This window comes from uncultured Salinisphaera sp., assembly GCF_964012375.1.
GTDB lineage: Bacteria > Pseudomonadota > Gammaproteobacteria > Nevskiales > Salinisphaeraceae > Salinisphaera.
Genome location: NZ_CAXGSH010000154.1, coordinates 1 through 4,538, shown reverse-complemented (window position 1 = coordinate 4,538; position 4,538 = coordinate 1). Strand labels below are relative to the sequence as shown.

General features: G+C 65.0%; 4 protein-coding genes. All 4 read left to right on the top strand.

Translation table 11 applies throughout. The features are described 5' to 3' along the window. Positions 1–93: 93 nt before the first annotated feature. Complete coding sequence (gene cyoE, locus ABNU97_RS17225) at positions 94–981, top strand: heme o synthase (RefSeq protein WP_348767896.1); 888 nt, start codon at positions 94–96, stop codon at positions 979–981. A 56-nt stretch (positions 982–1,037) separates the two neighbouring features. Next, positions 1,038–2,903, top strand: coding sequence for a protein-disulfide reductase DsbD (gene dsbD, locus ABNU97_RS17220; RefSeq protein WP_348767895.1), 1,866 nt, complete (start codon positions 1,038–1,040; stop codon positions 2,901–2,903). Further along, entirely contained in the window at positions 2,903–3,760 is an 858-nt protein-coding gene (locus ABNU97_RS17215) for a TlpA disulfide reductase family protein (protein WP_348767894.1), read from the top strand. The genes dsbD and ABNU97_RS17215 overlap by 1 nt, the downstream gene beginning before the upstream one ends. Further along, positions 3,757–4,538, top strand: a 782-nt coding sequence (dsbG, locus tag ABNU97_RS17210) for a thiol:disulfide interchange protein DsbG (protein WP_348767893.1), incomplete at its 3' end; no start/stop codon positions are given. The genes ABNU97_RS17215 and dsbG, both read left to right, overlap by 4 nt.

Below are 4,538 nucleotides of genomic sequence, written 5' to 3'. Positions count from 1 at the left end.
CGCCGTACCACACCTTCGAGCAGCCGCCGAAGATCGACCCGCGCGAGCTGGCGTAGCGCGCTATTCTTCGTGCGCATCGATTCAATAATGCGCATGCCTACGCGTCTTACTGATTACTACGAGCTGTGCAAGCCGCGCGTGGTGCTTCTGATCGTGTTCACCGCGATGGTGGGCATGTTTCTGGCCACGCCCGGTATGGTGCCGATCGATGCACTTCTTTTCGGCACGCTCGGCATCGGGCTGATGGCAGCTTCCGCCGCCGCGGTTAACCAGATGCTCGATCGCAAGGCCGATCAGCGCATGGCGCGTACCCGCAAGCGCCCGTTGGTCACTGGCCATCTGGACATGGTGCAGTCGGCGCGTTTTGCCGCCGCCATCGGGCTGATCGGCATGGCGATCCTGCTCTGGCTGGTCAACCCACTGACCGCCTGGCTAACGCTGGTCACGCTGGTCGGCTATGCCGGCGTCTATACCGTCTATCTCAAGCGTGCGACGCCACAGAACATCGTCATTGGCGGTGCGGCAGGGGCGGCTCCGCCGGTGCTCGGATGGGTCGCCGTCACCGGAACAGTCGACGTGCACGCGTTGATCCTGTTCCTGATCATCTTCATCTGGACGCCACCGCATTTCTGGGCGCTAGCGATCGAGCGCCATCGCGAATATGCGGAGGTCGATATTCCGATGTTGCCGGTTACGCACGGGCTCGAGTACACCCGTACCCAGGTGCTGCTCTATACGGTGCTGCTGTTCATCGTGTCGCTGCTGCCGTTCGCGACCGGCATGAGCGGACCGTTGTATCTGATCAGCGCGATCGGCCTGTCCGGCTGGTTCCTGATCTACGCTATCCGGCTGAAATACGCGCCGAAGCCGGGGCTGGCGATGCGCACCTTCGGCTATTCGATCTTCTACCTGATGGCACTGTTCACGGCGTTGCTGGTGGATCATCACCTAGCGCCGTTGCTGATGCGAGAAGCTTTTTAATCCTGACTTAACCGCGGTCCTTATCTTGTGCATCAGTGCAGACAGGAGCGCGTTAGATGACTCTTTTCCCGTATCGTCGGCTGGCCATTGTGGTCTTGATTTTGTTGTGCGGTCCCAGTGCGCTGGCCGCCGGTACGGCTTCGTCAAACGATTTCCTTTCCGTGGGCGAGGCCTTTACTTATGACGTCTCGGTCAACGCGGACGACACGCTGACCGTAAGCTGGACGATCGCTGACGGCTACTATTTGTATCGGCATCAATTCGATTTTGCCGGCAAACCGGCACCTGTGGCCGCCGTCGAGATGCCGCACGGCCAGCCCATCGAGGACGAATTCTTCGGCAAATCCGAGGTATATCACGACTCGGTCGCGGTCCGCGTCGACCCCGGTAACGCTGAAACCGTCGAACTGACCTGGCAGGGCTGTGCGGAGGCCGGCCTATGCTATCCACCGCAGCGCGCAACGCTGGATCTGGCCGACTACAACTTGGGCGGCGGCACGGCCGCCCCCGTGGACTCGAACGACGAAGGCGCCGGCACTACGACGACGCAAGCCAAAGCTGGGAAATCCGACGCCCTCGGCGAGGACCAGTCGTTGGCCGCGCAGCTGTCAGACAGCAACACGGCCTGGGTGCTACTGGTGTTCTTCGGGCTCGGGCTGCTGCTGGTATTCACACCCTGCGTACTGCCCATGGTTCCAATCCTGACCAGTTTGATCGTGGGCAGCGGCGCGCGCGGCCGGCGCGGCCTGACGCTGTCGCTGGCCTATGTGCTGCCGATGGCGTTGACCTATGCCCTACTCGGCGTCGCCGCGGCGCTGGCCGGCGCCAACTTGCAGGCCGCACTTCAGACCCCCTGGGTGCTGGGCGCATTCGCGCTCGTGTTTGTGGCACTCGCGCTGGCGATGTTCGGCGTCTACGAGTTGCAGCTGCCGGCGGCCCTGCGTAACCGGCTGGATCGCGCCAGCAGCGCCCAGCGCGGCGGAAGCCTCGGCGGCGCGGCGGTCATGGGCGCACTATCGGCGCTGATCGTCGGCCCGTGTATGACCGCGCCGCTGGCCGGGGCGCTGCTGTTCATCGCCGAATCCGGCGACGTGCTAATCGGCGGCAGCGCGCTGTTCGCGCTCGGCCTGGGCATGGGCGCGCCGCTGGTCCTCGCCGGCAGCCTCGGGGCCCGATTCCTGCCACGCCCGGGGCCGTGGATGAACGGCGTGAAGGCGGTGTTCGGTTTCGTCCTGCTGGGCATGGCGCTGTGGTTCGTCGCCCGCGTGACGCCCGCCCCCTGGATGCTCGGACTGTGGGGCGCGTGGCTGCTCGCCATCGGCACCACGCTCTATCAGGTCGCGCTGCGCGCCGCCCAGGCGACGCTACCGCTAGCGATGATCGCGCGCGTAGCCGGCCTTCTGATCGGCCTCTGGGGCGCGCTGCTGGTGATCGGCGCCGCCGGTGGCGCCAGCGATCCGATGCGGCCGCTGGCCTTTGCCGGCGCGCCCGCGAACACGACCGACGCGGGCGGCGAAGCCGGTGCGCAGACAGACGACTTCATGGCCCGTTTTGAGCCCGTGTCCGATCTCGACGCTCTTGATGCGCAAGTGGCCAAGGCCGGCGAAAACGGCCGCTGGACGGTCGTGGATTTCTACGCCGACTGGTGTATCTCGTGCAAGGTGATCGAATCCGAAGTCTTCGGCGACGCCCGCGTACAGGCGGCACTGGACGACGTGCAGCTGCTGCGCCCGGACGTGACCGACAACGACGCCGCCGACCGCGCGCTGATGGGCCACTACGGCGTCGTCGGCCCACCCACCCTGCTGCTGATCGGCCCGGACGGCGAAGAGGCCCGCAGCGCGCGCATCGTCGGCGAGCTGGACGCCGAGGCCTTCCTCGATCACCTCGAGCGCGCACGTGACGACTTGGAGAATTCCTGATGCTGTCCTTCAACCTCGGCCCGCTGGCGATCTCGGTCGCCCATGCCCTGATGCTTTTCGCGCTGATTACGGCGTTGATAGCCGGCAAGGTTGCCGCGCGCCGGCGTGAAGTGCCGATCACCGACACGCTGTTCAACCTGGCGCTGGCCGGCGCGGTGGCGGCCCGGCTGGTGTTCGTGATCCGCTATTTCGGCGAATACCGCCCGGCGCCGCTGGGCATTTTCGACATTCGTGACGGCGGTTTCGATGCGATCGGCGGGCTGCTGGGCATGGCCGCCTACGCAAGCTTCGTGGTCTGGCGCCGGCCGCTGCTGCGCGCACCGCTGGCCGCCGCGCTGGTCGCCGGCGGCCTCGCCTGGGGGCTGACCGGCGGCGCGCTCACCTTGATCGAACAGCAGGCGGCGAGCCTGCCCGAGGCACGGCTGCAGACGCTGGATGGCCGCGCCACCGATCTCGCTACGCTACAGGCCGAAGCCGAGGGCCGGCCGATGGTGGTCAATCTATGGGCGACCTGGTGTCCGCCCTGCCGTGCGGAGATGCCCGTCCTCGAGGCCGCCCAGAACGAGCGCGACGACGTGCTGTTCGTGTTCGCCAACCAGGCCGAGGCAACGCCCACCATCCAGAGTTTCCTGAACAGTCAGGATCTGCACATCGAACACGTGCTGCGCGACTCGGGCGGGCATCTGGCCAAGCAGGCCGGATCAGCCGCATTGCCTACGACACTGTTCTACGACGGCGACGGGCGTTTGGTCGACAGCCATCTGGGCCAGCTGTCGCGCGCGACTCTCACCGCCGCTCTCGAACGTTTCGACACGGCGCCCACTGCTTCTTCTCACGATGATGAGGAACAACCATGACCAGAACCGCACGACTATCTCTAATCCTGACGATCACCGCTACCGCCATCGGCATGTACGCGCTGGTCGCATGGGCCGCCCCCGAAGAAGAATCCGATTCACCGGCGCCCGTGGCGGCGATGGAGGATCGTGGAATGAATATTCTCGGCTCTTTCGATGCCCCAAGCGGGCTGACCGGATACGCCGCTACCGTCCAGGGCCGGCCAATGGCGATTTATGTAACGGAGGACGGCAAGCATGCAGTACTCGGCACGCTAGTCGACGAACAGGGCAACAATCTGACGGCCGACCCTCTGGAGCGTATATCGTCGGGACCGCAGAACAAGAAGGCTTGGGACCAGTTGGAAGACGCCACTTGGGTCCGTGATGGTGACGCCGACGCGCCCCGTATCGTCTACGAGATCACCGATCCGAACTGCCCTTACTGCAACGAGTTCTGGCAGACAGCACGCCCCTGGGTGGAAGCGGGTGACGTCCAGATCCGCCACGTCATGGTCGGTATTCTCAAAGCCGACAGCGTGCCGAAGGCCGCCACGATCGTCGGCGCTGATGATCCGGAGGGTGCACTGGAACGCCAGGAGCGCAACTACGCCAGCGGCGGTATCGAAGTCACCGAGAATATTTCGGACGCCGCTCGCGACAAGGTCCAGGACAACAACGCCCTCATGGAGGCCTTGGGCTATTTCGCCACGCCGACGATTCTCTATCGCAAGACCAACGGGGATATCGGACTCAAACAGGGCATGCCACGCGGCGACGACGTAGAGAAGATTCTGGG

What these genes read in the sequence shown, in the direction of transcription:
- cyoE (WP_348767896.1), top strand. Translation starts at nt 94, where the DNA reads ATGCCTACGCGTCTTACTGATTACTACGAGCTGTGCAAGCCGCGCGTG.
- dsbD (WP_348767895.1), top strand. Translation starts at nt 1,038, where the DNA reads ATGACTCTTTTCCCGTATCGTCGGCTGGCCATTGTGGTCTTGATTTTG.
- ABNU97_RS17215 (WP_348767894.1), top strand. Translation starts at nt 2,903, where the DNA reads ATGCTGTCCTTCAACCTCGGCCCGCTGGCGATCTCGGTCGCCCATGCC.